This is a genomic window from Salinivibrio sp. AR647 (assembly GCF_001995415.1).
In the GTDB taxonomy this organism is placed as follows: Bacteria; Pseudomonadota; Gammaproteobacteria; order Enterobacterales; family Vibrionaceae; genus Salinivibrio; species Salinivibrio costicola.
Window position 1 is genome coordinate 156,861 of the sequence record NZ_MUFE01000002.1, and the last position, 23,434, is coordinate 180,294.

The window sequence follows — 23,434 nt, forward strand, 5'->3', positions numbered from 1 at the left end:
GAATCACGATTTTTTTTCTCGGTAACTGATCGTGGTTTCGATACGCTCTCGCGCCTTGGTGCAGCGTGCTAGGCGTTGTTCTAAGGCAAGCACTTGTTTTTGGTACTGCTGACGCGCCGCGGGGGTCGATGCCATTTCGACGCTGGCATTGGCGTCTCGGAGTTTATCGGCCAGTCGACGCTCCCAATCTTGGTGCTTGGCTAAGTCTTGATAAAGCTCACCAATCGCCTGGCGTCGTGGCCCGCGTTTGGCTTGCTCTTGCTTACGTAACGGCTGTGTCGCCAGTTCACGTTGTAGCGCGGTGATTTGCGATAACAAGGTGTCGCAAATATGGGTCGCACGTGCATCGGTCAGCACCCCTTGTTGGTGATCGCGCTGCATCACTGCCAGCAATCCTTGGGCTTCGTTCACACAGGGTGTGAGCAATTTGCCTTTGCAATGAAAAAGCGTTGTCGCGAATAAAGGCGCGCGGGCTTCGCCACGGCGTCGGTCGACCTCGGCGGCTTGATTGGCCAGTTGCTCAAGGTGTTGGGACATTGCATCGATTTGCGCTTTCATTATGGGTCTCTCAGTCACGCACAGCGGCGACGATAACGGCGATTAAAACCAAGCATCAACGGCCAGTTTACCGGCTAAAATCACCACCGCGGTCACAAAAATAGGTCGAATAAACTGACTGCCAAAACGAATCGCGGAGTGGGCGCCAATAAACGCGCCTAGCATTAAGCATACGCCCATGGTCAGCCCGAGTGCCCAGTTCACATGGCCCAAAAGCGCAAACGCCACCAATGAGGTAATATTACTAGTGAAGTTCATCGCTTTCGCCAGTCCGGAAGAGAGCAAAATATTCATCCGATAGAGCGACATGGTAGACACCGTCCAAAACGCGCCCGTACCCGGACCGGCAACGCCATCATAAAAGCCCAACGACAGGCCTTGGCTCCATTGCTTCATCGGTAGCTTGGAGCAGCGCGCGGGGAGCTGGTTGTTATCTCCCTTAGGGTGGGGATGCCAAACGGTGTAAATCGCTGCCACAAGCACCACCACGGGGATCGCTTTTTCTAACCATTCAGTGCTTAGCACATCAACCAGTAAAGTCCCTGCGGTTGCGCCAATCAAGGTGCCCCAAAACGCGTGTTGCCAAAATAAAGGCGAAAAAAGACGTTTTTTATAATAGGTAAAGGCGGCGGTGCTGGAGGCAAAGGTCGCGGCCAGTTTGTTGGTACCTAACGCCACATGGGGCGGCAAACCCAGTGATAACAGGGCTGGAACAGTCAGCATGCCGCCACCGCCGGCGACGGCATCGATAAAGCCGGCGACAAAAGCAGTCAGCCCTAGGATCACTAAGGTCGAAAGATCAATCAATTCAAGCATAGTCACTCGTTAATTTAAGGTTCGATCACGCGTTTGAATGGCGGCAGCGAGTCGAGTAAAGATTGGCCATATCTGCGGGTGATAATGCGCCGGTCAAGAAGCACTACCTTACCAGAATCTTCCTCTTTGCGCAGTAGACGACCGACTGATTGCACCAGCTTTTTACTCGCTTCTGGGACCGCGATTTGTAAAAACGGATTGCCACCGCAGCGTTCAATATACTCCGCGTGAGCTTCTTCCACTGGAGAAGTGGGGACCGCAAAGGGAATTTTCGTAATAATGAGATTAGTCAATAAGTTACCGGGCAAATCTAAGCCCTCGGAAAAACTGCCGGTGCCAAAAATTATACTGGTTTTGTCCGCACTGACTGCTTGCTGATGGGCCTTTAATAGCGCCGTGCGTGATTGTGTGCCCTGACAGAGCAGTTGCCAGCCGCGTTGTGTGACCGTTTGCTCAATGGCTTGGGTGACTTGTTTCATCTGCCAATAAGAGGCGAACAATACCAAGGACGCTCGCTCGCCCTCTAGGTGCTCAATAATTTTCTCGCTCAGCGCCGCCGTAAAGGCACTGGCTTGCGGCTCACAAGGCATAGTTGGGATCACCAAGCGCGCTTTATTGGCGTAATCAAATGGCGAGGGTAAGGCTAAATAACGCGAACCGTCGCTTTCACTGAGTCCGACTTGGCGGCAAAAATAGCTAAAGCGATTCAGGGCGCGCAAGGTCGCAGAAAACAGTCCAACCCCGGCGGCGCGAGACCAGAGCATTTGATCCAGACGCCAGCCTACTTCTAAGGGAGAGACATGCACCCAAAGATCCCCCTCGCGCTCACGGCAGGCTTGCACCCAACGGGCAAGCGGTGCGCCTTTATCGGCATTCGGTTGGGCCATTAAGGTCCAGACTTTTTCTAAATTTTCTAACCGTTGGAGGAAAAACGCGGTTTCGGCGAGCGCCGGATCAGCCAGTTTGGCAGAAATGTCATTTTCTTTCAGACGCTCATTGATCAAATCATGGATCTTTCCCAATGCCTGATGGGCTTTTTTGCTCGCGGTTTTAAGCTGTTCACTGGGCGCAATCAGGGCTTCGGGCAGTTCACCGTCGGCAAAGCGATAACAACCGTCGTCGTTGAGCGACAGTTGACTGAGCATGTTTTTTGCCTCGCGTAACCCTGGGATCAGGGTTTGTATCGCCTCGAGTAAGCTATCAACAAAGCGGTGTGCGCGCGTCATATCCGCGGTATTTCCCAACTTGGTAGCGGCTTGGTTCAGCTTTTCTAGCCAACCGACCACGCCGAGCAAACTGGCACTGGCCGCTGAGAAGTCACGCGCCACCGTGGGAAGGTGGTGCGCCTCGTCAATCATATACAGGCACTGCTCTGGCTCGGGCAAGATCACCCCGCCGCCGAGTTCGAGATCGGCGAGCAGCAAGCTGTGATTGACCACCACCACATCGGCTTTATCCATTGCCTCGCGTGCTTTGGCAAAGGGGCAACCACGGTGAGCGGGCAGGCCAGCATGGCAGGTGTGTTTGTCAGAGGCGATCGCTTGCCATAGGTGATCGGCAATCGGTTTGGGCCAGCTGTCGCGGTCGCCATCCCATTTTCCTCGACTCAGGGCAACGTAAAGATCATTCAGCAACAATTGCTCGCTGCGCTTGGGTTTTTGAGCAAATAGCGCCCCTTGGATGCTCTCGGTCTCTGCCACTGCACTCAGCTTGTGTGCACAGCAATAGCGCTGCCGCCCCTTGGCCAAGATAAAATCAAACGGCTTGGGGCAGATACGATGAAAAAACGGGATATCTTTATCGGCGAGCTGCTCTTGCAACGCCACGGTTGCGGTCGACACCACCACTTTTTTATTGTTGTTAAGCGCAAACGGAATCGCGCCCATCAAATACGCCATTGATTTGCCCACCCCAGTGCCGGCCTCGGCCACCAGTAGCCGACGCTTGGGGTCATAATCACCCGCCAAGGTTTTGGCCAGCTCTGCCACTAAATAGTTTTGAGCTTTGCGCGGAATAAAGTGGGGAAGTTGGTCTTGTAGCGTCTGGTAGCACGCGCGAATGTCTGATTTTACGGCAGGGCTGAGCATCAACAGGTCCGAGTAGTAAAGGATAAGCCCCAGTATAACACGGGGAAAAAACGTGAAAACGATCGCGAAATGTAAGTTTTCCTTACAGATATGAGATCTTGGTCACGAATTTAATTTGAACCATTCGCTGCTATCTTGCTGATCTGCCGTTTGATTAACAAAAAGCCGTATTTAAGCTATTGATTAGTTTTTTATTCTAAAAATTAAATAATAAAAAGCAGTAGTCAGAATTTTATATCGCAAAGAGTTGTTGTTAAATTTCATCAACGCACACTGCTAACGAGGTTTAAACTGTGATCTTAGTTCATTAATGTTTACTATCTGTTTGTTTTTAAGTGTTTTTTGTCTATTTTGTAATGCGCTTCCAGCCAGTTGACAGAACCTCAAATGTTCTGCACGATTAGCCACGAAGTTTCAGTGAACTGGCATTTTGTGCTTCGCAGCGTTTGCTGCTGGTAACAGAGTGACAGTCACCATAAAACAGAGTTCCATGAAGGAACTCATAATGACTAAATAGAAAAGGCAGTGGATTAACCATGAAAAAGACTATTCTAGCAATGGCAGTACCAGCTCTGCTGGCTGCTGGCTCAGCATCAGCAAGCATCAACCTGTATGACGCAGAAGGCGTGAAAGTAGACGCATCAGGTGCTGCTGAAGTTCAGTACATCCAAGACATCGGTAACAACCAAGACGGCAAATGGCGCTTGGACGATGGCGATTTCGCTATCAATACTGAAGTAGCGGTTTCAGACAAGCTTTCTGTCATCGGTGCAATGGCGTTTGAATTCGATAATCTAGACGCAGACAGCAATACCGATGAAAACCGCGGTGATGTTGAAAACGACGAACTCTATGTCGGTTTTAAAGGTGATTGGGGTCAGTTCACTGCAGGTCGTCAGTACCTATTGATGGATGATTCAGGTATCACTAAAGATTACGAGTTGTCAGTAAATAGCTTTGGTGTAGATATCGAACAAGCTGCTCAAGTTGGTAAGTATATTTATGATGATGGCTCTCTCTACGGTGCAGTGACTTACACTGACTACAGTGAAGGTGATGATACTACTGACGATCAAACAATCTACGAAGGTCGTTTAGGCTATCGTTTCGCTGACGTAGATGCGCGTGTTTACTATCAGTTGGCTGAAGATTTGAACCGTGTTGCTGATGCAGATACTGAAGCTTATAACTTCGAAATCGAATACGCAGGTATCGAGAACGTCGGTATCGCTGCATCATATGGTCGTACTACCGATAAAACTGGTACCACTGATGTAGATACTGATTATGTATCTCTTGCCGCTGATTACACCATGGGTAAAACCACCTTTGGTATTGGCTACGATAACCAAGATGTTGACGGTGAAAGCTCAGATCTTAACGGTTACTACGCTAACGTGACTTATGCACTGCACAGCAACGCGCACGTGTACGCAGAAGTTGGCGACAGCGACGGTGATGACCAAGACTTTGGTTACGTAGCGGGTATGGAAGTTAAGTTCTAATTGAGCTTAAACCCTATTGCTAAGTTGTAGCACTGATTATAAAAGCCGCCTTAGGGCGGCTTTTTTCGTCTTACCGTTGGAGTGACAATGAAGAAGTTAACAAAAGCCGCATTGGTACTGGGTGCACTGATGGCATCAAGTACCATTCATGCAGCGGAAATTACCTCCGCCCGTCATATTGAATTTTTGGTGGTGGATGGCAGCAAAGTCAGTTTTGACAACTGGGCGCCGCAGCAGACCATTGAACTTGCTAATGGCACCCACCAGTTGGTGATGCGCTTTGATGGCGAAGTAAAGCGAGGAAGTAAAGAGGTGATTTTTACCTCGCGCCCGTATTTGTTTGAGCTGGACGTTGATGGCCGCGATGCCACCATTAACATTGATACCAACCTAAGGGTGAAAACCCAAGCGACCAGCTATTTTGATGATAACCCACAATGGCAGGCTGAGTTTGATAATGGCGAGGTAATGCCGTTAGAGGCCGTCGAGCTTAAAGGTGATGGCTTTGGCGCCTACGCCGATATGGAAGCGCTGGTGGCCGAGTACAACCGCGAGAACGGTATTATTATCGACCAAGGTGAAAGCAAAAACCTTAACGACGTGTTAGTCGAGGTGGACGACCAAGGACAAGCCTCTATTAAAGGCGATGCCTTGTCGCAGCTTAAGCTTTGGTACACCAAAGCCAGCGACCAAGAGCGTAAAACCTTCCGTCGTTGGATCATTGATCAAGATTAAGCGCGTGTTCGAGGGAGGCGTGGTAGTCAGTATCACCCACTTGACAGCTTTACACGGTCAATAAAAAAACGCGCCCAGCTGATGCTGGGCGCGTTCCGTTTAAGCCACGGTGAGACAAGCGAAAGTCGACCTGGGCTCACACCGATTTACGGGGGCCCGTTGTCGCGCGGCGAGTGGCCGGATCGTGGTGATAATAGTTTGATGCGCGGCACTGCGGACAGCGCTGCTCCGCGGCATCCTTGATTAAATCATCGAGTGGAATGTCACTCTCACAATCGGCACACAATCCGTAAATTTCCAAATCCATGGCACACAAAGCCGCATCGACTTTTTCCAGACGTTCACCGAGGCAACGAATTGCGCCAGGTAGGCCTTGGCTTTCTTTGATCAGCTCTGTGACAGTTAGGGTGTCGCAATGCTTGTCCCAGTCTTCACGCAAACGCGTGGTTAAGGTGGCGATCAGCTCGGCACGCTCACGAGTGAGCTTACGCCGCAGCTGCGCAAGAGTATTTGTATCCATGGTCAGTTCGCTTGATTGGCTAAATGACGTTTATCATGACCCAATGCACCAAGTTGTTACCCTGATGTAAATCAATAATCGGATTAAAACCTTACAAAACGTCCGTTTTTAGCGGGGCCAAGCTAGGCTATAGTAGATGCTCACTGATGTTATGTTGTTGTGAGCGTTGTAACTTATGAGTCACGAATTTAAAGAACCTTATAACCTAAAGTATTTTATCGGCTTTTTGTTGGTCTTACTGATCCCCACCTTACCCGCAAGCCTTACTTGGCTCGGGATTGTATTTGGCGGTTAATCACCGCCTTATTCCATACTGCCTCATTTTTCCTAAGCTCGTCCTGTACCCATCGCGGCTGGATCACTACACTAGGGTAAGAGGGTCACCCTGGTGACGCGCAGCAATAAGGGCAAATTGGCTATGCAGTCAAAAGCGGTGCAGTCAAACGCGCCACAGTCAAAAGAGCGACAAAGAACACCCGCGCCGCCAGCGCCATCCGTCGCTTGGCGTTGGGCGTGGAACGGTTTGGGTTGGTTTTGGGTCGCACTCGGTGCCGCCGGGGCGTTTTTGCCTGTGTTACCAACAACCCCGTTTTTGTTGCTCGCAAGCGGCTGTTTTATGCGCGGCTCTCCCCGTATCGCCAATTGGCTTCATGCCCATCCAACGTTCGGGCCAATATTGACTGACTGGTATCAACAACGCGCCATCAGCCGGCGGGTCAAAAAGCGGGCAACGGTGATGATCGTGGCCAGTTTCTCATTCTCAATGTACATGGTGCCAGCGCTCTGGTTAAAAGGCATGCTACTGCTTTGCCTGATTGTGCTCTTATGCTGGTTTCTCCGCCTGCCTGAGACGGAATCTGTTGCTGGTACGGCCGAAAATTCATAACATGGCGGTTTGCGTTTTTTACCGATGAGAATTGGCCATGAGCAACGACAACTTGGATGTGATTAAACAAAGCATTCAAACCATTCCTGATTACCCTAAGCCAGGCATCTTATTTCGTGATGTCACCAGCTTGATGGAAGACCCGACCGCCTACCAGGCCACCATTGATGCCCTGGTAGCAAAGTATCGGGATCAAGGCTTTACCAAGGTGATTGGCACCGAATCGCGCGGCTTTTTATTTGGCGCGCCCTTGGCCTTAGCGCTGGCATTGCCATTTGTGCCGGTGCGCAAGCCAGGCAAATTGCCACGGGCGGTGATCAGCGAAAATTACCAGCTAGAATACGGTGAAGATACGCTTGAGATCCACAGTGATGCCATTGATGACGGTGATAAAGTGCTGGTGATCGATGACTTGCTCGCCACCGGTGGCACCATTGAAGCTACGGTCAAATTAGTGCGTCGGTTGGGCGGCACCGTGGAACACGCTGGTTTTGTCATTAGCTTACCGGATATTGGCGGTGAGGAAAAACTGACGGCGCTTGGCGTTAGTGTGTACAGTCTGTGCGAGTTTGCCGGCCATTAATGGTGAACACGACGCTGGGCCTTGGGTCATTTATCAGCCACTAGGAAGCCAATTGACATGAGTTATCAAGTTCTTGCACGCAAATGGCGCCCCCATAACTTTGACGCGGTGGCGGGGCAGAGCCATGTGCTGACGGCGCTCGCCAAWGCGCTCGATCATGACCGCCTGCACCATGCTTACCTGTTCAGTGGAACACGGGGAGTGGGCAAAACCACCATCGCACGTATTTTTGCCAAAGGCTTAAATTGCGAGCAGGGCGTGTCGTCCTCACCGTGTGGCCAATGCGCCACCTGCCGTGAAATTGATGAAGGGCGTTACGTTGATTTGTTAGAAATTGATGCGGCGTCACGCACCAAGGTAGAAGATACGCGCGAGCTGCTTGATAACGTCCAGTATAAACCCGCACGCGGACGGTATAAGGTGTACCTGATTGATGAGGTCCACATGCTGTCGCGGCATAGTTTTAATGCCTTGCTTAAAACACTGGAAGAGCCACCCGAGTATGTGAAATTTTTGCTGGCGACCACGGATCCGCAAAAGTTGCCGGTGACCATTTTGTCGCGCTGCTTGCAGTTTCATTTAAAACATTTTGACGCCAGCCAGATCCAAACCCAGCTCGATTACATTCTTGGCCAAGAGGGCATTGAAGCTGAGGCGCGCGCGCTGATGCTACTGTCACGTGCGGCAGAAGGCAGTATGCGCGATGCGCTGAGCTTAACCGATCAAGCGCTTGCGCTCGGTAACGGTCAGATTAGCACCCGCGCAGTAGCAGAAATGCTAGGGACCTTAAGCAGTGACAATGCGTTGTTGTTACTGGAAGCATTAGTGAATCAAGATGCGGTTGAGCTGATGAATGGGCTGGCGCAGATTGCACAAATTGGCGTCGAATGGGATGGGTTGCTTAAAGAGCTCGCAGGCCAGCTTCATCAAATTGCGTTGGCGCAAACACTGCCTCAAACCCGCGATGATGCAGAGGGTGATCACGCGCGCATACAAGCTTTAGCGTCGCGCTTAACGCCGCAAGATGTGCAGCTATGTTACCAAATAGCGCTGCAGGGTCGACAAGATTTACCCTATGCCCCCGATGGACGTGCGGGACTAGAGATGGTATTGCTGCGGATGTTGGCGTTCCAGCCGGTTAAAACGGTGCCTTATGAGCCGGTGACTATTGCCGTGCCCGAACACGCCCCAACGTCGCAGGCGCAGCCAAGCGCCTCAAGTATGGCGTCAGGCGCACAGCCCAAAGCGGCGAGCGAAAACCCTGATCCAACTCAAGCGATTAGCGCATTAAAAGCGCAAGTTACCGCGTCGGATCGCCGTGGGCCTACCTCATCCGAATCATCTATCTCGGCGACACCCACGGCGCCTAACACCAGGCCGGCCGATCCTATCGCATCTGTGCCTGATCACGCTTCGTCCGCTGCTGATCACGATGACAGCACACCGATATCGCCTGCATCGGCTCCCGCGACAGATGCGACGCCAGCTACGGACGCGGCTCCAGCAACGGACGCATCAGACGTGCCAGCCAGTGAGGCACCCGCGTCTGCGGCATCGAGTTTGATTCAAGCCCGCAACCAGCTGCGTAGCAGGATGAAGCGACAAACCAGTCAGACAGAGTCTGGCGCAAAAAAGGCGAGACAGACACCGGCCAAGAGTGATGCATTATCTGTGTTGGATCGCGTTGCGACCGCTGCAGAATCGACATCGCCTGTGTCTGACGCCAACTCAGTCGCGACCTCCACCGCAACGCCATCTGAGCCGGTGCCCGCACGGCAACGCGACACATCGTTGGCGGCGACGGAGCCTTATCAATGGCGTCCTTCTCAGCCCCAAGCCAAGGCGCCAGCCACCGCGTCGTCGTTGACGCCAAAGGCGCTCAAACAAGCGCTTGAGCATGAGAAAACGCCAGCAATGCGCGACAAGTTGGTGCACGAGACCAATCAACAAGATCCTTGGTGTGCGTTGGCTGATAGCCTTGAGGTCGAGCGGCTGGTGAAACAAATGGCGCTCAATGCCGCTATGGTGCGTGAAGGCGACCAGGTTCGGCTGACATTAAGGCCTGATCAATCACACCTGAATACCGAAAAAGCGCAGCAGCAATTAACGCAGGCCTTGACGACGGCCTTGGGCGCCCCCATAACCTTGGAGGTACAGCTCGGCACGTCGGGAATCACACCGTTAGAGCGGCGCGAGCAACTCTATCAACAAAAATTAGCGCAGGCGACACACAGCCTGCATAATGATCCGAATGTCACTTTTATGCTTCAACGTTTTGCGGCGGAGTTAGAAGAAGACAGCATTCGACCAATTTAAGACACCTAACCAAGAGAGAGAATTATGTTTGGTAAAGGCGGAATGGGCAACATGATGAAGCAGGCGCAGCAAATGCAAGAGCGCATGCAAAAAGTACAAGAAGAAATTGCCAGCATGGAAGTGACAGGCGAAGCGGGCGCAGGCATGGTGAAAGTCACCATGACAGGCAGCCATAGCATCCGTCGTGTCGACATCGATGATAGCTTGATGGAAGATGACAAAGACATGCTGGAAGACTTGATTGCAGCCGCATTCAACGATGCTGCACGTCGTGTTGAAGAGCAACAGAAAGAAAAAATGGCAGACGTGACAGGCGGTATGCAGTTACCACCGGGCATGAAAATGCCGTTTTAATCTATGCGCACCAGCCAGTTACTTGAACAGCTGATGGACTCGCTGCGTTGTTTACCTGGGGTGGGTCCCAAGTCGGCGCAGCGAATGGCGTATCATCTTTTGCAACGTAATCGCCAAGGGGGGCTTGCCCTGGCGCAGTCACTGAGCACGGCAATGACCGACATTGGCCACTGCAGCCAGTGCCGGACATTTACAGAGCAAGACGTGTGTGCCATTTGTGATAACCCGAAACGACAAGCAACCGGACTGATTTGTGTGGTTGAAAGCCCGGCCGATATTGCCGCCGTTGAAGCGACCGGCCAATATGCCGGGCGCTATTTTGTCTTAATGGGGCACTTGTCGCCATTAGATGGGATTGGGCCGGCAGATATCGGTTTAGACGTTTTGGAAAAGCGCTTGCAAAGTGAACCGATTGAAGAGCTTATTCTGGCGACCAATCCTACGGTAGAAGGGGAAGCCACGGCGCAGTACATCGCCGAGCTTTGCCAAGAACACCAAGTGGGCGCGAGCCGTATCGCCCATGGTGTTCCCATGGGTGGTGAGCTTGAATTGGTGGATGGCACCACGCTGTCGCACTCCATTATTGGCCGCCAACAGCTTAAATATCGCTAACGGCGTCAATATTGCTAACCGCTTATCAAGCCTAACCGCCCGGTTAGGCTTTCTTTTTCTCAACTGATGTTTATTTGACCAGTCACACCTTGAAAGCGACTGATGTGGCCCTTATATCCTGGGGTACTGAATATGAATTCTTCGTGACGTGGGTCGATTACCCACTCAGCCTTTAAACATCATAGTGTTAGGTAGATTGACATGAGCGTGAAAACCCCAGAAAAACACCAGTTTGGTTCAGATACCTCCAAATTGCTGCAGTTGATGATCCATTCTCTCTACTCAAACAAAGAGATCTTTCTTCGAGAGCTGGTCTCAAACGCGTCGGACGCCGCGGATAAGCTGCGCTTTAAAGCGCTATCAGCGCCTGAGCTGTATGAAAACGACGGTGATCTGCGTGTTCGTTTGTCTTTTGATAGCGAAGCCGGCACACTCACCGTGTCTGACAACGGCATCGGCATGAGCCGTGACGATGTTATTGCCAATCTCGGCACCATCGCCAAATCAGGCACCGAAGAGTTTTTAAAACAACTGAACGAAGACCAAAGCAAAGATTCCAACTTGATTGGCCAGTTTGGTGTCGGTTTTTACTCCGCCTTTATTGTCGCAGATAAAGTGACGGTGCGTACCCGTGCTGCAGGGCTTGGGGCTGACGAAGCGGTGCAATGGGAATCGACCGGTGAAGGTGAATATACACTTGAGCCTGTTAGTAAAGTGGAACGTGGCACCGATATTACGCTGTACCTCAAAGACGATGAGAAAGAGTTCCTTAACGACTGGCGCCTGCGTGAAGTGATCGGTAAATATTCGGATCACATCGGTATTCCGGTTGAAATGTGGACACAAGAGAAAGACGAGGAAGGCAACGAGACTGGCGAAGGCAAATGGGAGCAAGTGAACAAAGCGCAAGCGCTATGGACCCGTGCCAAGTCCGATATCTCTGCTGAAGAATATAAAGAATTCTATAAGCATGTTTCGCATGATTTTGCAGAGCCGCTAACCTGGAGCCATAACCGGGTTGAAGGTAAAAATGATTACACCAGTTTGTTGTATATCCCCTCTAAGGCGCCGTGGGATCTTTACAACCGCGAGCACAAACATGGACTGAAACTCTATGTACAGCGCGTGTTCATCATGGATGATGCGTCACAATTTATGCCAAGCTACTTGCGCTTTGTACGTGGTTTGATTGATTCTAACGATTTGCCGCTCAACGTATCGCGCGAGATCTTACAAGATAACAAGATCACCCAATCGCTACGGGGGGCGTGCACCAAGCGTGTTCTGTCGATGCTAGAAAAACTGGCCAAAAATGATGCCGACAAGTATCAAACATTTTGGCGTGAGTTTGGCTTGGTGATGAAAGAAGGCCCAGCGGAAGATTTCAGCAATAAAGAAAAAATTGCTGGCTTGCTGCGTTTTGCTTCAACCCAAGAAGACAGCGCTGAGCAAACCGTGTCGCTGGCCGACTATGTGTCGCGCATGAAAGAAGAGCAAGACAAGATCTACTACATCACGGCAGATAGCTATAACGCCGCGAAACACAGCCCACACTTGGAGCAGTTTAAAGCCAAAGGCATTGAAGTGATCTTGATGTACGATCGCATCGATGAATGGCTGATGAGCTACCTGACCGAGTTCGATGGCAAATCGTTCCAAGCGATCACCAAAGCGGATCTCGACCTCAGTCAATTCGACGATGAAGAGGCAAAAGCAGAGCGCGAAGAAACCGAAAAAGCGTTTGAATCTGTGGTTGAGCGGGTGAAATCTCACCTAGGTGAACGGGTGAAAGATGTGCGCACCACGTTTAAGCTTTCAGACACCCCAGCTGTGGTTGTGACTGATCAGTTTGAAATGGGCACACAAATGGCGAAGTTGCTAGAAGCCGCTGGCCAGCAAGCGCCTGATGTGAAATACATTTTTGAGCTAAACCCAGAGCATGATCTCATCAAGCGCATGGCGGATGAAAGCGACGAGCAAAAATTTGGTACTTGGGTAGAAATGTTGCTCGGCCAAGCGATGTTGGCAGAGAAGGGCAGCATGGATGATCCGTCAGAGTTCTTGGCGTCGGTCAATCAACTTCTGACCAAGGTATAATCGACACAGGTCGAGTCAATCAACATACTCAGTGACGAACGACAAGCCCGGCCGGATGCCGGGCTTGATAGCGTTTGGCTAAGCGTGTATGTTTCGGGTCTTTGCGGCGATAGACGCAGTTTAACGAAACCTAAATAATCATAAAGGGGATCACTATGCGCATCATTCTTTTGGGTGCACCGGGCGCGGGTAAAGGGACGCAAGCGCAGTTCATCATGGAAAAATACGGGATTCCGCAAATTTCTACCGGTGACATGTTGCGCGCCGCGATTAAAGCGGGCACTGAGCTTGGTTTAAAAGCCAAAGCAGTTATTGATGCGGGCGAATTGGTGTCTGACGACATTATTCTTGGCCTAGTTAAAGAGCGTATCTCGCAAGATGATTGTGCCAACGGCTTCTTGCTAGATGGGTTCCCACGTACGATTCCGCAAGCGGATGGCCTTAAAGAGATCGGTATCGCGATCGATTACGTACTCGAATTCGACGTTCCGGACGACGTTATCGTAGAGCGTATGAGTGGTCGCCGTGCTCATCTGGCCTCTGGTCGCACCTATCACCTAGTTTATAACCCACCGAAAGAGGAAGGGAAAGACGACGTGACGGGCGAGCCGCTGGTGGTGCGTGATGATGATAAAGAAGAGACAGTGCGTGCGCGTCTAAACGTGTATCACAATCAAACGGCACCACTGATTGCGTACTATAAAAAAGAAGCCGATGCCGGCAATACCCAGTTTGTCACTTTTGACGGCACCCAAGCGGTTGAGCAGGTTAGCACCGAGATTCAAAAAGTACTCGGCTAATCAGCGCCACGCCCGATGCGGTGTAACCCTATGACGTCATCGGTATGACGGATAGCAGAAACCGGAGCAGACGATTAGTCGCTCCGGTTTTTTTATGGCAAGCTGCATGTCACTCATTACTATTATTCGCTCTTTGACTGAGCCGATGCCAAGGACAACCATAATGACAGAAAATAAACACCAAGTTGGCGTGCTATTGGTCAACTTGGGGACGCCAGATGAACCGACGCCCGCCGCGGTAAAGCGCTTTCTCTCTGAGTTTTTGCATGATCACCGAGTGGTCGATTTAACCCGCTGGTTATGGTGCCCATTATTGCACGGCGTGATTTTGCCGGTACGGTCACCCAAGGTCGCCAAACTGTATCAAAGTGTATGGATGGAGGAAGGCTCACCGTTAATGGTGTATGCCAAACGTCAGCGTGATGCGTTAGCAAAACAAGTAGATATGCCAGTTGCGTTGGGAATGACGTATGGTACACCGTCAATCATCCAGGGCATTGAGACGCTAGAGCAACAAGGCTGTGAAAAGGTTCTAATCGTACCGCTTTACCCACAATACTCGGCCACCACCACGGCGGCGGTCTTTGATAAGGTAGCTAAATCACTCAAAGGGCGACCACGTATTCCCGAATTGCGCTATGTGCATCATTATCACGATCACCCTGCTTATCAATCCGCGTTGGCGGCGTCGGTGAAACGCCACTGGGAGCAGCATGGAAAAGGGGATCGCTTGTTATGTTCGTATCATGGGATCCCGCAGCGTTTTGCCGATAATGGCGACCCGTACCCGCAGCATTGCCAACAGACTACCGCGTTGCTCCAAGCCGAATTAGGTTTGCCAGATGATGCCATTATGATGAGTTATCAATCACGGTTTGGCCGTGAAGAGTGGCTGAAGCCTTACACCGACAAAACCTTGGAAGGGTTGCCAGCCCAGGGGGTCAAAACGTTAGATATCATGACTCCCGCGTTCTCATCTGATTGCTTGGAAACCTTAGAAGAAATCGCCGGAGAGTGTCGTGATATCTTCTTAGAAGCCGGTGGCGAAGCCTTTCGTTTTATTCCATGCTTAAACGATGACAAGGCCCACATTGATTTACTTGCCGCGCTGGTGGCAGACCATACGCAAGGCTGGTAGGCGAGAAAATTCGTAGGCCAGACGCTACGCAGGCGCAAATTCTGTGATAGAATTCGCGCCTTCCTTCCATTAGCCAAGTTACACGAACCATGAAATTTCCAGGACAACGTAAGTCTAAACACTACTTTCCGGTTCATGCCCGGGATCCTTTGCTCAATCCTGCCACGGACCGCGGCTTTAAGCGCCCTCATGTCATCGGCATTGACCAAACCTTGGTCGATATAGAAGCGAAAGTAGGTGATGAGTTTCTGGAACGTTATGGTTTAAGCAAGGGCCACTCATTGGTGATTGATGATGAGCGTGCCGAAGCCTTGTATCAAGAGCTAAAAGATAACAACTTGGTGACGCATGAGTTTGCCGGCGGCACCATTGGCAATACCTTACACAATTATTCCGCATTGGCCGACGATCAGTCGATCTTGCTAGGGGTAATGAGCCAGGATATTCGTATTGGTAGTTATTCTTATCGGTATTTGTGTAACACCTCCAGCCGAATGGATCTGAACTACCTGCAACCGGTTCAAGGCCCGATTGGTCGTTGCTATGCGCTGATTGGCGATTGCGGTGAGCGTACGTTTGCCATCAACGAAGGCTTGATGAACCAACTCCATCCTGATTCGATTCCTGAGCATATCTTTGAAAACGCCTCGGCGTTGGTACTGACTGCGTATTTGGTCCGTTGTAAAGAAGGCGATCCGATGCCAGATGCGACCATGCGTGCGATCAAATATGCCAAAAAGCATAATGTGCCGGTAGTCATGACATTGGGCACCAAATATGTGATTGAACAAAATCCACAGTGGTGGCGCGATTTTCTCGCTGAACACGTCAGTGTGGTTGCCATGAACGAAGATGAAGGCGAGGCGTTGACCGGAGAAAGTGATCCGCTATTGGCGGCTGACGCGACGCTACAATGGGTGGACATGGTGCTTTGCACCGCAGGCCCGATTGGCCTATACATGGCCGGCTACAGTGAAGACAAAGCCAAACGTGAAACGTCACTACCGCTGCTACCTGGTGCGATTCCTGAGTTCAATATGTATGAGTTCAGCCGTCCAATGATCAAAGCCGATTGCGAAAATCCAATAAAAGTATATTCGCATATTGCCCCTTATATGGGTGGACCGGAACGGATTAAAAATACCAATGGCGCGGGTGACGGTGCCCTCTCTGCGTTGCTGCATGATATGTCAGCCAACCGTTACCACCGTGACAATGTGCCTAATTCGCGTAAACACCAGTATCCATTTTTGACCTACTCGTCTTTCTCTCAGGTGTGTAAATACGCCAACCGTGTGAGCTATGAGGTATTGGCGCAGCACTCACCACGCCTTTCTCGCGGGTTGCCAGAACGTGAAGATAGCCTGGAAGAAGCCTACTGGGAACGCTAAGGCGAGAGGCTTTGAATGCGAATAAAAAACCGCCAATTTGGCGGTTTTTTATTGCGAGGATAAGGGCGTTGTTATTGATACGCCTTTTCATGGACAGTGCGTACGGCGCGGCCAGAGGGATCGGCTTGGTTTTTGAAAGATTCATCCCACTCAATGGCTTTGGCACTTGAGCAAGCAATTGATGGGCCGCCTGGAACGCATTTCGCCGCATCGTCGAGCGGGAAAAGCTCTGCGAAGATCTCACGATACATATACGCTTCTTTGGTGGTCGGCGTGTTGTATGGAAAGCGAAATTCAGCGGTGGCTAACTGCTGGTCGCTGATCTTTTCGTCGGCAATGGTTTTTAAGGTATCAATCCAGCCATAGCCAACCCCATCGCTAAACTGCTCTTTTTGTCGCCATGCCACTGATTCGGGCAGTAAATCGCCAAAGCACTCACGAATGATGTGTTTTTCCATTTTACCGTTACCGCACATTTTATCGTCCGGTTTGATTTGCATCGCCACTTCCAAAAATGCTTTATCGAGGAAAGGCACACGGGCTTCCACCCCCCAGGCGGCCATTGATTTGTTGGCGCGGGCACAATCGAACATGTTTAGTGCGAGCAGTTTACGCACGGTTTCCTCGTGGAATTCTTGTGCGTTAGGCGCTTTGTGGAAATACAGATATCCGCCAAAGACTTCATCGGCGCCTTCACCGGAGAGCACCATTTTGATCCCCATCGCACGAATTTTGCGTGACATCAAATACATAGGTGTAGAGGCGCGAATAGTCGTCACATCATAGGTTTCAATGTGATAAATCACATCGCGAATGGCGTCTAGCCCTTCTTGAATGCTGTAAGTGAATTCGTGATGAACAGTCCCTAGATGATTGGCAACCTCTTTGGCTGCTTTTAAGTCAGGCGCGCCCTCAAGACCAATCGCAAATGAGTGCAAACGCGGCCACCAAGCCTGGCTTTGGTCATCATCTTCAACGCGGTTCGCCGCAAACTGTTTGGTGATCGCAGAGATCACGGAAGAATCGAGCCCGCCAGAGAGTAATACGCCATACGGCACATCGGTCATGAGCTGACGATGTACGGCACTTTCTAACGCCTCTTTGAGCGCGGCTTTATCGGTGCGGTTGTCTTTGACGGCATCATAGTCCATCCAATCGCGCTTGTAGTAGCGGACAGGCTCACCCTGCTTACTCCATAAAAAGTGACCAGGAGGGAATTCGCTGATGGTTTTACATACCGGTGTCAGTGCTTTCATTTCTGACGCTACATAATAGTTACCGTGCTCATCATGGCCGTGATACAGCGGAATAATGCCAATATGATCGCGGCCAATCAAGTAGGCATCTTGCTCTTCATCGTACAAAATAAAGGCAAAAATACCGTTTAAGTAATCCAGCAGCTCAGCGCCTTTTTCTTGGTATAACGCCAAAATAATTTCGCAATCTGATTCTGTTTGGAACGGATAATCCGCCGCGAATTCGGCACGAAGCTCTTTGTGATTGTAGATCTCACCGTTCACTGCCAACGCTTGGGTTTGTTGTGGGTTATAAAGTGGCTGCGCACCACTGTTAAGATCGACAATCGCAAGGCGCTCATGGACCAAAATAGCTTTATCTGATGAATAGATCCCCGACCAGTCAGGCCCTCGATGGCGCATGGTTTTTGACATTTTGAGCGCAACGTCACGCAATTGTTGCGGATCGGTTTTAATGTCGAGCGCTCCAAAGATTGAACACATAATTTTCCTCTCCATAGTGTTGATTGATGTGCTGTGGCAGCCATGTGCTGTGGCAGTTATATAGTGCCAACGTGGTGGCCACAATGTAGAGACACTGTGCCTTGGGGAGAGGAAATGCACAAGTAGATAAAACAAATTCGTTATCTAAATCGTGCCCTTGATGAATATTATTTAAAAATAACGATAAATAGCGAATAAAAACTAAAAATAGCGCAGATAACATACAAAAACGCACAAGAAGCGTCAGCATCTTGTGCGTCATAAGGGAGAAAACAGCGATAAAACGGCGCTAGTCAGCCGATGACGAAAAGCGCTCTCGCACATGGCGAGCAAAGCCACTGCCTGCTTCTTGGTAGATATTAAAGGCTTCGTCTACACCCAGAGCCTTAAGTTGCTCCAACTCATCTTGGTACTTAGCAATCGCGGCCACTTTGCCCTTAAAGGGCGTTTGCCGGATTTGTTCCAGTGCCAGTGTATTGGCTTGGCTATTGGGCATCGCAAGTAAAATCAGTGATACGTTGCCATTTGAGACCGCTCGGGACCAAAAGTCGGGGTCGGTGGCATCACCCATGATCACCTGCCGTCCTTCTTGCTGGTGGTGAGCGACGGATTCCTCTCGGGTATCAATCCCCACGATGGGCTGCTGGTGAGTGGTTGCCAATTCATCGTAAGCGCCCGTGCCGATACGCCCCATCCCCAATACCAATATGCTGGCGTCACCGAGATTAATGGGTTGTTCACTGCTGTGAAGTTTATCTGGAGCACGCTCGGGTAACCAGCGCGAGGCCCATGTATACAACGCGTTACTAAAGGTATTTAGCGGCGCAGAGAAGATAAAGCTGAGCGAGACCGCGATCGCAATAGAGACAAGAATCGGCCCAGGCATTAATCCGGTTTGGTACGCCAGTCCACCGACAATGAGACCAAATTCACTGAAGTTGAACAAGGTAAGGGTGGTAAACAGCGCGGTGCGCACACGATAGCGAAAACCACTAACGACCCAATAATACAAAATGCCTTTTATCGGCAGCAGCAACATTAAAATCAACGCAAAACTAAAACTTTGCCAAGTAGGTTGCTCGGATAAGCCAATATTGAGGAAAAAGCAGATTAAGAATAACTCTTTAATATTAAATAGAGATTTAGCCATTTCTGATGCGCGGGGATGACTGGCGAGTAACATTCCCAAGATGAGCGCGCCTAAATCAGGCTTGATCCCGACCGCGCCAAATAGCCCGGCGCCAGCAACCAGTGCAAGGAAAATAGCGTAGAGTACCAGCATTTCCCCATGGCCTGCCTTATCGAGTAGCTTGCCGAGTACGGGCTTGAGCAGAGGCAAAGCGAATAACAATAATGCGGTCAGATCAGGTGTTTTTCCTGAGATGGCTGTCAAAAAGATCACCGCGAAGATGTCTTGCATGATCAGCATGCCAATCGCCAAGGTACCATACGTTGCGTTGAGTTCGCCTTTATCTTGTAAGGCTTTAATCGCAAAAACGGTGCTAGAAAAAGATAACGCAAAACCGAGTAGCAGCATCTCTGACAGGCCCATGCTTGATAGCATGGGAAGACTCAAGGCTTTCAGGCCCATTAGCGCTAAGGTAAAAAAGCCGGTTGTCAGCACATTGTGCGCGGTAGCTCCAAACCAAATTTCTTTAGCAAACAGCGTTTTGACATCGAGCTTTAACCCAATTGTAAAAAGGAGAAGGGTGACCCCTAGTTCGGCCAGCTGGGTGATCACGGGGGTGGATTGATACCCCATTGCATGGAGAGCAAAACCGGCAAGCAGAAAGCCAACTAAGGGGGGAAGGTGGCAGCGCATTAATATGTAGCCACTAACAAAAGCGGTTGAGATAAAAACCAGTTCCATATTTTATACTTATTCCAGAGTTGAATGAGACAACGTCTTGTCTGTCACGTGGCTATAATGTACACGTTTTGTGGTCAATCTGTGAATGTAAAATAGTCACTAACTTGGCCGATGAGGGATAGATGTGAAAAGGGGAGAAAAACGGGCTTACAGAGGAGCAAGCCCGATAGCATTATTCTCCGAGTAACTGTTGAAGGAGTTCACCGTTTAGCATCGCACGCTTGACTAAAGCAAACGCCGCCATAGTCGGCTGAGTTTGTAAATCCGCGCTAACGATCGCCAGTTTTTGGTGGAAGCTTGGCAGTGACTGGTTTTCTACACAGCGCTCAATGGCGGGGAATACCACACTTTTGGCGGCGGTGATCTTACCCGCAATGACGACCAGCTGTGGGTTAAACAGGTTGACCGTCATCGCGATCGCTTTACCCAAATGATTACCGACTTTGACTAAAACTTGACGGGCCAGCTCATCGCCTTGCTCGGCGGCTTGGCAAATGGCCTCGATGGTTAACGTTTGATCGTGCGTTAGGCTGCTGGGATGCCCTTGAGCCAATAATTGCTGCGCATGCTCAATGATGGCCTCGTTTGATGCGACGGTTTCCAGGCAGCCAAAGTTACCACATTGGCATTTCTTACCGAGAGGGTCGATTTGAACATGGCCGAGTTCACCCACATTCCGGTTGTGACCGAGAAAGATCTGGCCATTGACGATAATCCCTGCCCCGGTTCCGTGATGCACACTGACCAGCATTGAATCGTAGTAGTCTTGACTGGCGCCAAAGTAGTGCTCAGCGAGTGCTTGTCCTCGAATGTCGTTGCCAACAAAGGCTTGCACGCCAAATTCATCGCGCAGTGTATCGGCGAGCGCGAGTTGCTGAATATTAATATTGGGCATGTACTCGACCACACCAGAATCTGGGTCGACCAAACCTGGCATCACAACCGAAATGGCAATGAGCTCTCGAATGGCATGTTGGTGAGTATCAATAAATTGGCTCACGATATCGATTAAGCCTTTGACCAACTGATCTTGATCTTGGTAATGAAAGGTTTCACCGTGCTCAGCCAGTGAGGCGCCGCTTAAGTCATACAAAGATAGCTCAATAAAATGACGCCCCAATCTTACGGCAAGCGTATGAAAAGGGGCGCACTCGGTGGTCAGTGAAATGGCGCGACGTCCACCGGTTGAGGCCTGTTGCGCCACTTCTTTGATCAGGCCTCTTTCCAAGAGTTGGCGGGTTATTTTTGTCACACTTGCAGGAGCCAGTCGACTCACATCAGCAATTTGTATGCGTGAAATAGGCCCTTGTTGATCAATGAGTCGATAAACGGCTGCGCCGTTCAATTGCTTTACGAGATCGACATTCCCAATTTTTCCGCCAGTCATAGGTGTCCTAGCTGTGTAAATAGTGCCCGTTTACGATCGTTGCTTGAATGTTGATTGAACGGTCAAAAATGGCAAGATTCGCGACTTTTCCGGGACGAATACTGCCATAATGCTGATCAATGCCCATTGCGCGAGCAGGATAGAGCGTCGCCATCCGCAAGGCTTCATCCAAGGCGATCCCTACATGCTCAACACTGTTATGCACCGCTCGGTCCATCGTCAATGCTGAGCCGCCAAGTGTACCATTTTCATCAACACACTTACCGTCGCGGTAATATACTTTCTTACCTACAAAAATAAAGTGATCCATGTCAGCTCCTGCTGGTGCGACTGCATCGGTAACCAACACTAATTTATCCCTTTTTACTTGGTGCGCGAGTCGAATATTGGCATATGACACATGAAAGCCATCAGCAATCACGCCGGTATAAACATCGGGAGTATCATAAATCGCACCGACCATCCCAGGCTCGCGCCCTGTGATCGATGTCATGGCATTAAACAGGTGCGTAGCAAAGCCGATACCATTGGCGAAGCCCTCTCTCGCTTCAGCGTAGGTCGCATTGGTATGTCCTGCCGAGACAATAATCCCTGCCTTTGTCAGCGCCTGGATATGGGCGCGGGGGGTGAGCTCGGGCGCGACAGTAACTTTTGTAATGACGTCTGCGTTATCGCATAAGTATGCAATCATGTCATCGCTACTTGGGCGAATATAATCAGCGCTATGAATTCCTTTTTTTTGAGTATTTAAATAAGGTCCTTCTAAATGCAACCCAACTGCTTGATGCGGGTGCTTGGCTTTATGGTCCCGCATTGCCGCGACAGCGGCTTTCATATCGGCATCAGAGCTGGTGATCAGGGTAGGCAGGAAATTAGTGCAACCTGATTTAAGATTCGCTTGGTGCATGGTGTCGATGGTTTCGGACGTAATGTCATCATTAAACATCACGCCGCCACAGCCATTCAGCTGCAGATCAATAAAACCAGGGCTAACCATCGCACCTTCTAGACTGCGTGTTTCAATGTCAGTGGAAAGCGCATGTTGTGGGCACACGTCTGCAATCAGGCCTTCCCGAATGACGATGGCATGATCATCAAGTACCTCATGGCCAGTAAAAATCCGGCAGTGGGTTAGGGCATACATGCTTAAATTCCTTATAAATGATGGATATTTTGGGCTTCAAGCTCTTGAAAGTACTTCACCGTTTTGACTTTTAGCTCTGCGGTTGAGGGCGAGTCGCACACAATCATGGCCTTGGGATGAAGCTGCAGTGCCGAGACGGTCCAAAGATGATTGACGGACCCTTCCACCGCCGCTTCGAGCGCTTGCGCTTTATTGGCACCAGTAACCAGAATCATGACTTCTTCGGCATCGAGTAGCGTACCAACACCGATGGTGAGCGCGTGTTTTGGCACTTGATTGATATCATTATCAAAGAAGCGAGAGTTTGCCACACGCGTGTCTTCGGTCAAGGTTTTGATCCGAGTTCGCGATGCTAACGAAGAGGCCGGTTCATTAAATGCAATGTGGCCATCGTTACCCACACCGCCCATAAAGAGATGAATTTTGCCGTAGGCTTTGATTTTTTCTTCATAGCGTTGGCATTCCGCCTCGATATCGGTCGCATTTCCATCAAGCAGATTGATGTTTTTTTCCTGAATATCAATGTGGTTAAAGAAGTTTTCATACATAAAGGTACGATAGGCCTGCGGATGATTGGCCGGGATACCACAGTATTCGTCCATATTGAATGTCACCACATGTTCAAAGCTGATTTCGCCTTTTTTATGAAGTTTAATCAATTGGTTGTAGGTATTCAGTGGGGTGCCACCGGTCGGCAAACCTAACACAAAAGGGTGGTCTGCGGTCGGGGCAAACTGGTTAATGGTATCGACGATGTAACGCGCCGACCAAAGACCAACTTGCTGGCTGGTTTGTAAAGGAATGAGTCGCATGAGTCACCTCGGTAATCGGTTCCGTAATCTAGGCTCTAGCATAACGGATATGTGCATTTATTTTTATCATAAAATAAGTTTTAT

At 50.2% G+C, this 23,434-nt stretch carries 20 protein-coding genes; 11 read left to right on the forward strand and 9 right to left on the reverse strand.

Features of this window, described 5'->3' with window-relative positions:
• Positions 1-3 precede the first annotated feature (3 nt).
• From BZG76_RS03265 to dinG, 3 genes are read right to left on the reverse strand one after another with little or no spacing between them, the layout of a single operon-like run.
• Entirely contained in the window at positions 4-558 is a 555-nt protein-coding gene (locus BZG76_RS03265) for a primosomal replication protein (protein ID WP_241824038.1), read from the reverse strand.
• A 42-nt stretch (positions 559-600) separates the two neighbouring features.
• Entirely contained in the window at positions 601-1,374 is a 774-nt protein-coding gene (locus BZG76_RS03270) for a sulfite exporter TauE/SafE family protein (RefSeq protein WP_077460146.1), read from the reverse strand.
• A gap of 14 nt (positions 1,375-1,388) precedes the next feature.
• The gene (dinG, locus tag BZG76_RS03275; protein WP_077460147.1) at positions 1,389-3,461 is read right to left on the reverse strand and encodes an ATP-dependent DNA helicase DinG; all 2,073 of its coding nucleotides are present in this window, start codon (positions 3,459-3,461) and stop codon (positions 1,389-1,391) included.
• A gap of 536 nt (positions 3,462-3,997) precedes the next feature.
• Between dinG and BZG76_RS03280 the strand changes: the two genes are divergently transcribed.
• Entirely contained in the window at positions 3,998-4,966 is a 969-nt protein-coding gene (locus BZG76_RS03280; RefSeq protein WP_077460148.1) for a porin, read from the forward strand.
• Between the two features lie 87 nt (positions 4,967-5,053).
• Positions 5,054-5,701, forward strand: coding sequence for a YccT family protein (locus BZG76_RS03285; RefSeq protein ID WP_077460149.1), 648 nt, complete (start codon positions 5,054-5,056; stop codon positions 5,699-5,701).
• Between the two features lie 136 nt (positions 5,702-5,837).
• Here BZG76_RS03285 and BZG76_RS03290 read toward each other — a convergent pair whose 3' ends face one another.
• Positions 5,838-6,221 carry a conjugal transfer protein TraR gene (locus tag BZG76_RS03290; RefSeq protein ID WP_021022488.1) on the reverse strand — a complete coding sequence of 128 codons (384 nt, stop codon included), beginning with the start codon at positions 6,219-6,221 and terminating at the stop codon, positions 5,838-5,840.
• A gap of 418 nt (positions 6,222-6,639) precedes the next feature.
• Here BZG76_RS03290 and BZG76_RS03295 point away from each other — a divergent pair, with 418 nt between their 5' ends.
• From BZG76_RS03295 to BZG76_RS03335, 9 genes are all read left to right on the forward strand, one after another.
• Positions 6,640-7,107, forward strand: a complete 468-nt coding sequence (locus BZG76_RS03295) for a YbaN family protein (protein ID WP_077460150.1) — start codon at positions 6,640-6,642, stop codon at positions 7,105-7,107.
• A 37-nt stretch (positions 7,108-7,144) separates the two neighbouring features.
• Entirely contained in the window at positions 7,145-7,690 is a 546-nt protein-coding gene (gene apt, locus BZG76_RS03300; RefSeq protein WP_021022485.1) for an adenine phosphoribosyltransferase, read from the forward strand.
• Positions 7,691-7,747: 57 nt separating this feature from the next.
• The gene (gene dnaX / locus BZG76_RS03305; protein ID WP_077460151.1) at positions 7,748-10,006 is read left to right on the forward strand and encodes a DNA polymerase III subunit gamma/tau; all 2,259 of its coding nucleotides are present in this window, start codon (positions 7,748-7,750) and stop codon (positions 10,004-10,006) included.
• Positions 10,007-10,030: 24 nt separating this feature from the next.
• Positions 10,031-10,360 (forward strand): YbaB/EbfC family nucleoid-associated protein, encoded by a 330-nt coding sequence (locus BZG76_RS03310; protein WP_021022483.1) that lies wholly within the window; start codon positions 10,031-10,033, stop codon positions 10,358-10,360.
• A 3-nt stretch (positions 10,361-10,363) separates the two neighbouring features.
• Positions 10,364-10,972 carry a recombination mediator RecR gene (gene recR, locus BZG76_RS03315; protein ID WP_021022482.1) on the forward strand — a complete coding sequence of 203 codons (609 nt, stop codon included), beginning with the start codon at positions 10,364-10,366 and terminating at the stop codon, positions 10,970-10,972.
• Between the two features lie 201 nt (positions 10,973-11,173).
• Complete coding sequence (gene htpG / locus BZG76_RS03320) at positions 11,174-13,069, forward strand: molecular chaperone HtpG (protein WP_077460152.1); 1,896 nt, start codon at positions 11,174-11,176, stop codon at positions 13,067-13,069.
• Positions 13,070-13,224: 155 nt separating this feature from the next.
• On the forward strand, positions 13,225-13,869 hold the full coding sequence (adk, locus tag BZG76_RS03325; protein WP_021022480.1) for an adenylate kinase: 645 nt from the start codon (positions 13,225-13,227) through the stop codon (positions 13,867-13,869).
• Between the two features lie 163 nt (positions 13,870-14,032).
• Positions 14,033-15,007, forward strand: a complete 975-nt coding sequence (gene hemH / locus BZG76_RS03330) for a ferrochelatase (protein ID WP_021022479.1) — start codon at positions 14,033-14,035, stop codon at positions 15,005-15,007.
• A gap of 89 nt (positions 15,008-15,096) precedes the next feature.
• Positions 15,097-16,398, forward strand: a complete 1,302-nt coding sequence (locus BZG76_RS03335) for an inosine/guanosine kinase (protein WP_077460153.1) — start codon at positions 15,097-15,099, stop codon at positions 16,396-16,398.
• A 71-nt stretch (positions 16,399-16,469) separates the two neighbouring features.
• On the opposite strand, the gene asnB is transcribed toward BZG76_RS03335, so the two are convergent.
• The 5 genes from asnB to nagB all read right to left on the reverse strand — a co-directional run bounded on the left by asnB (position 16,470) and on the right by nagB (position 23,350).
• On the reverse strand, positions 16,470-18,137 hold the full coding sequence (gene asnB / locus BZG76_RS03340) for an asparagine synthase B (RefSeq protein ID WP_077460154.1): 1,668 nt from the start codon (positions 18,135-18,137) through the stop codon (positions 16,470-16,472).
• 289 nt (positions 18,138-18,426) lie between these two features.
• Positions 18,427-20,007: a cation:proton antiporter family protein gene (locus BZG76_RS03350; RefSeq protein WP_077460156.1), complete on the reverse strand. Its 1,581-nt coding sequence runs from the start codon at positions 20,005-20,007 to the stop codon at positions 18,427-18,429.
• Between the two features lie 172 nt (positions 20,008-20,179).
• Positions 20,180-21,394: a DNA-binding transcriptional regulator NagC gene (gene nagC / locus BZG76_RS03355; protein WP_077460157.1), complete on the reverse strand. Its 1,215-nt coding sequence runs from the start codon at positions 21,392-21,394 to the stop codon at positions 20,180-20,182.
• A gap of 7 nt (positions 21,395-21,401) precedes the next feature.
• The gene (gene nagA / locus BZG76_RS03360; RefSeq protein WP_077460158.1) at positions 21,402-22,538 is read right to left on the reverse strand and encodes an N-acetylglucosamine-6-phosphate deacetylase; all 1,137 of its coding nucleotides are present in this window, start codon (positions 22,536-22,538) and stop codon (positions 21,402-21,404) included.
• 11 nt (positions 22,539-22,549) lie between these two features.
• Entirely contained in the window at positions 22,550-23,350 is an 801-nt protein-coding gene (nagB, locus tag BZG76_RS03365; RefSeq protein ID WP_077460159.1) for a glucosamine-6-phosphate deaminase, read from the reverse strand.
• Positions 23,351-23,434 lie beyond the last annotated feature (84 nt).

What these genes read in the sequence shown, in the direction of transcription:
- BZG76_RS03265 (WP_241824038.1), bottom strand. Translation starts at nt 558, where the DNA reads ATGAAAGCGCAAATCGATGCAATGTCCCAACACCTTGAGCAACTGGCC.
- BZG76_RS03270 (WP_077460146.1), bottom strand. Translation starts at nt 1,374, where the DNA reads ATGCTTGAATTGATTGATCTTTCGACCTTAGTGATCCTAGGGCTGACT.
- dinG (WP_077460147.1), bottom strand. Translation starts at nt 3,461, where the DNA reads ATGCTCAGCCCTGCCGTAAAATCAGACATTCGCGCGTGCTACCAGACG.
- BZG76_RS03280 (WP_077460148.1), top strand. Translation starts at nt 3,998, where the DNA reads ATGAAAAAGACTATTCTAGCAATGGCAGTACCAGCTCTGCTGGCTGCT.
- BZG76_RS03285 (WP_077460149.1), top strand. Translation starts at nt 5,054, where the DNA reads ATGAAGAAGTTAACAAAAGCCGCATTGGTACTGGGTGCACTGATGGCA.
- BZG76_RS03290 (WP_021022488.1), bottom strand. Translation starts at nt 6,221, where the DNA reads ATGGATACAAATACTCTTGCGCAGCTGCGGCGTAAGCTCACTCGTGAG.
- BZG76_RS03295 (WP_077460150.1), top strand. Translation starts at nt 6,640, where the DNA reads ATGCAGTCAAAAGCGGTGCAGTCAAACGCGCCACAGTCAAAAGAGCGA.
- apt (WP_021022485.1), top strand. Translation starts at nt 7,145, where the DNA reads ATGAGCAACGACAACTTGGATGTGATTAAACAAAGCATTCAAACCATT.
- BZG76_RS03310 (WP_021022483.1), top strand. Translation starts at nt 10,031, where the DNA reads ATGTTTGGTAAAGGCGGAATGGGCAACATGATGAAGCAGGCGCAGCAA.
- recR (WP_021022482.1), top strand. Translation starts at nt 10,364, where the DNA reads ATGCGCACCAGCCAGTTACTTGAACAGCTGATGGACTCGCTGCGTTGT.
- htpG (WP_077460152.1), top strand. Translation starts at nt 11,174, where the DNA reads ATGAGCGTGAAAACCCCAGAAAAACACCAGTTTGGTTCAGATACCTCC.
- adk (WP_021022480.1), top strand. Translation starts at nt 13,225, where the DNA reads ATGCGCATCATTCTTTTGGGTGCACCGGGCGCGGGTAAAGGGACGCAA.
- hemH (WP_021022479.1), top strand. Translation starts at nt 14,033, where the DNA reads ATGACAGAAAATAAACACCAAGTTGGCGTGCTATTGGTCAACTTGGGG.
- BZG76_RS03335 (WP_077460153.1), top strand. Translation starts at nt 15,097, where the DNA reads ATGAAATTTCCAGGACAACGTAAGTCTAAACACTACTTTCCGGTTCAT.
- asnB (WP_077460154.1), bottom strand. Translation starts at nt 18,137, where the DNA reads ATGTGTTCAATCTTTGGAGCGCTCGACATTAAAACCGATCCGCAACAA.
- BZG76_RS03350 (WP_077460156.1), bottom strand. Translation starts at nt 20,007, where the DNA reads ATGGAACTGGTTTTTATCTCAACCGCTTTTGTTAGTGGCTACATATTA.
- nagC (WP_077460157.1), bottom strand. Translation starts at nt 21,394, where the DNA reads ATGACTGGCGGAAAAATTGGGAATGTCGATCTCGTAAAGCAATTGAAC.
- nagA (WP_077460158.1), bottom strand. Translation starts at nt 22,538, where the DNA reads ATGTATGCCCTAACCCACTGCCGGATTTTTACTGGCCATGAGGTACTT.
- nagB (WP_077460159.1), bottom strand. Translation starts at nt 23,350, where the DNA reads ATGCGACTCATTCCTTTACAAACCAGCCAGCAAGTTGGTCTTTGGTCG.